This is a genomic window from Peribacillus sp. P4_D6 (assembly GCF_056401795.1).
In genome coordinates this window covers 1-4,127 of record NZ_JBFUIQ010000216.1, presented here as the reverse complement: position 1 = coordinate 4,127, position 4,127 = coordinate 1, and the positions used below count along the sequence as shown (strand labels likewise).

Genomic DNA, 4,127 nt, shown 5'->3' with positions numbered 1-4,127 from the left:
CTATTTAAGGTTGATTGGAGCGGAAGTGCGAGACTCCTGCGGGAGCAGCGGGACAGGTGAGACCCCACAGGCGTTTACGCCGAGGAGGCTCACCGCCCGCCCCGCGGAAAGCGAGCATCTGGAGGTGAAATCAACCACAACTCACTACCTGGTAAATAGCAACAAAGTATGTGAAAATAGCCTGAAACAAAAAAGACTGTAGGGAAAAGTGTTCTATCTAAAAGGTAAGTCAAAGTTGATTGGAGCGGGTGTACGAGACTCCTGCGGGAAAAGCGCGTCTAGGTGAGACCCCACAGGCGAAAGCCGAGGGCGGACCCGCCCGCGGAAAGCGAGTGCCCTACGTTCCAATCAACGTCCAAATTGTGCAAGCCATAAAAAAGGACAAACTCGATTTTGAGTTTGTCTACAGTCTGAGAGGATTCTACAGTTGTAGAATCCTCCTTTAATGTTACTTTTCGATTAAAGACGTCGTATGATCAAAAACAACTTTTCCATCAACGATCGTTAGTTGCACTTTTGTATTGGGAATTTCTTCTACTGGTATTTCAAAGAGATTTCGTTCTAATACTACGATATCAGCAAGTTTTCCTACTTCTAATGTTCCCAATTCCTTCTCCCTAAAGGAACCATAAGCTGATCCGGCTGTATAAGCTTTCAATGCTTCGGTAAGTGTGATGCGCTCATGTGGATGCCATACCGTTTTTCCGCTGCTATCGATTCTCGTTACTGCCCGATAGATTTGAAGAAGCGGATCAAGGGTATCGATTGGGAAATCCGTTCCGAATGCCAATTTCGCTCCGGCTTCTTGCAGTGTATTAATCGAGAAAACATATTTTTCTCGTTCTGTACCAATCCGCTCGGTATAAACACCTCTTTCAGACATCGCAAAATGATCCGGCTGCATTGAAGCGGTCACGCCTAGCTCTTTGAAACGATGAACATCATCAGGGTGGATCACTTCAATGTGTTCAACGGAATGACGCGAATCTCGTTTACCGTTTGTCTTTTGCGCTTCCTCATAGGCATCTAAAGCAATGCGAATCGCTCCGTCGCCAATGGCATGAAAACGAATGCTAAAGCCTTCTTTATCAGCATCAGCGACCCATTTTTTGATCGTTTCAGGAGGGAACGAAGATTCACCTCGTGTATTCGGTTGATCAGCATAAGGTTCAAGTAAATAAGCGGTACGGGCTGTAATGACGCCATCGATAAATTGTTTAAGTCCTGACACACGAAGTTTGTCCGATTGATACGTATCTCGTAATTTTTTGACACGTTCAAGATTGCCATTTAAAGCTGGCCATAAATGAATACGGGCAGTTAAATCCCCACTGTCTTCAAATTCTTTGAAAACATCATAATCATTAAGCATTTCCAATGCTTCTATTGCAAATAAGTCGTGGACGGATGTTACTCCTAAACCAGCCGCATGAGTGAGGAAATTCGTGAAAAGTTCTCTCTTTTGTTCTTTTGTAAAATCATAGGCATGGAGGATAACCGCRTCCATTGCTTTTTCGTATAAAAGTCCATTAGGTTCCCCATTTTCGTCTTTTCCAATCATTCCATACGAAGGGTTTTCCGTATGACGGGTAATATTAGCGATTTCAAGTGCCTTTGAATTTACCCATGCGTAATGACCTTCGGCGTGAAACATAAGCACCGGACGGTCGGGGAGAATGCGGTCCAATGAAGACCGATTCGGTAATTGCTGCGTATCCCAATATCCTGCATCCCATGAAGCGCCGATTATCCAAGGATCTTGCGGGCGCGATTCGGCAAATTCATGAATCATTTCCAACGCTTCTTCTTCTGAACGGGCTGGGAATAAATTGGCACCATTCATCGAAACAGCCCCATCCATCATGTGAAGATGGAAATCATGAAAACCCGGTAGAATTAATTGGTCATCAAATTGATGGATTTTGGTATTCTCGCCTGAATAAGGTTTAACCTCCTCTTCAGAACCAACCGCAATGATTTTATTGTCCTTAATCGCAATTGAGGCGGGCTCCGGTTGATCAGTAAGTCCTGTAAATACAGCATTACTTGAAATAATTACATCAGCTGGTTGTTGATTCATTATCTATCATTCCTTTCAATTCTATAGAATAGCTTCTATTATTAAGCTTGTTCAATGGCAAGCTCAGGAGGCGGCTGTCTAAACATTTTTGTAAGGTTAAGAAGGTACACAAATCCGATCGCAAACCAAGTTCCTCCCAGTATTAACGAATAGATGTCTAACTTTATCCAAAAGAAACCTGTAAGAGAAGCACCAATTAACGGAATGATAAGGTACCGAATGGTCCCCATTAAGGAACGCTGCTTTTTTCGGAAATAATAGTGAGCGATAACCGAAAGATTAACGAAAGTAAAAGCGAATAATGCACCAAAATTTATAAGAGATACGGCAGTCGTAAGGCTTAAGAAAAGTGCGCTTAGAGCAACGCCTCCTATAATTAATATGTTGAAGACAGGTGTACGATATTTAGGAGAAAGATATCCAAATATTTTGGCAGGAAGTACACGTTCACGTCCCATTGCAAATAAAATACGTGAAGCACTTGTTCCTGATGCAATAGCTGATGAAAAACTTGACATGATTCCTTCAGCAAGCATATAACTTATCAAAAAGTTACCCCCGATATGCATTGCTATTTCCATATAGGCAGCTTCCGGGGCTTTAAATGATTGGTAGTCAGGCCAGACAAGCTGTAAAAAGTACGAACCGATAAAATAATATAATCCACCAATGATTGTTACAAGATAAATGGCCCTAGGTATGGATTTTCGCGGGTTTTTCGTTTCTTCAGAAAGAGTTGTTACTGCATCAAACCCTAAAAAGGAAAAGCATAAAATAGGGATTATGGACATGAAGCCCGGCATATTTATATTTGAATCAATAAACGGGAGGATCGAAAAAAGCGTTCCTGCACCTTGACCATTTAAAAGCCCCTTTATTGAAAAAATGGTGAACAATGCAAGTGTTCCGAATTGCAAGAATAGAAGCCCCATATTAAGCTTAGCCGCTACCTTAATACCGAGAATATTTATAATCGTAACCGTGACGATAAAGAGAATAATCCAGACGTACATAGGAATTATAGGGAAATAGGCTTTCATTGCAATTCCTAACAATAGAGCACTGATCATTGGACTGAACATATAATCCAGGATGATGGTCCAACCTACGAGAAAACCAATGTGAGGACTTAGGGATTTTTGCGTAAACGTATAGGCTGCACCCGCATTTGGAAAGGCTTTGACCATTTGCGCATAGCTGTAGGCTGTAAATAGCATAACGATAAAGGCAACGATATAAGCAGTGGTGATCATCCCGTTCGTGCTATGAACAGCCACTCCATAAGTTGAAAACAAAGTAGTTGGGGCCATAAAGGCCAAACCAAAAAACACAACATATTTTAATGGAAGTGAGCGTTTAAGAGTTGGTGAGTTTGAATTATTCATATATCAGTCCCCCTATTTAAATGTCTGCATCATAGTCATTCTTCATTCCAATACCATACTGATTCTGCAAAGCAGACTGATCTCTTTTCAATAGTTTTTATTTTCCATAGAATGGTCCATTTTCGTATTGAATTTCTAAAAATAATAAGTTGCATATTAAGTAAACGTTTGATGACAAAGATGTACATCCGCTAGTTGATCCTCTTATTCCGAATCGTTTACTTATCTTACTAAAGAACCGGCATAATCATAAACCACTTGACCGTCAACCATTGTTAACAGTACCTTTATGTCTGGTATTTCTTCCACGAGCACTTCAAAGAGATTTCGTTCCAAGACGATAATATCAGCAAGTTTACCTGCTTCCAATGTCCCTAATTCCTGCTCTCTAAATGTACCGTAGGCTGGGCCACTGGTATAAGCTTTCAATGCTTCGGCAAGTGTGATGCACTCATGTGGATGCCATACCGTTTTTCCGCTGCTGTCGATTCTCGTGACCGCACGATAAATTTGGAGGAGCGGATTCAAAATATCAATTGGGAAGTCCGTTCCAAAAGCCAGTTTCGCACCGGTTTTTTGCAAAGTATTAATCGAGAAGACATACTTTTCTCGTTCAGCACCAATTTGTTCGGTGTAAACACCTCTTTCAGACATCGCTAAGT

At 41.4% G+C, this 4,127-nt stretch carries 3 protein-coding genes; all 3 read right to left on the bottom strand.

Annotation, left to right across the window (positions count from 1 at the left end; genetic code table 11):
• Positions 1–448: 448 nt before the first annotated feature.
• A complete protein-coding gene (locus tag AC1DVB_RS25615) occupies positions 449–2,080 on the bottom strand; it encodes an amidohydrolase (protein WP_477591580.1) in 1,632 nt (543 codons plus the stop codon).
• A gap of 41 nt (positions 2,081–2,121) precedes the next feature.
• Positions 2,122–3,465, bottom strand: a complete 1,344-nt coding sequence (locus AC1DVB_RS25610; protein ID WP_239861172.1) for an APC family permease — start codon at positions 3,463–3,465, stop codon at positions 2,122–2,124.
• Between the two features lie 222 nt (positions 3,466–3,687).
• Positions 3,688–4,127 (bottom strand): amidohydrolase family protein (locus AC1DVB_RS25605; protein WP_477591578.1); only part of this gene is annotated, 440 nt, incomplete at its 5' end.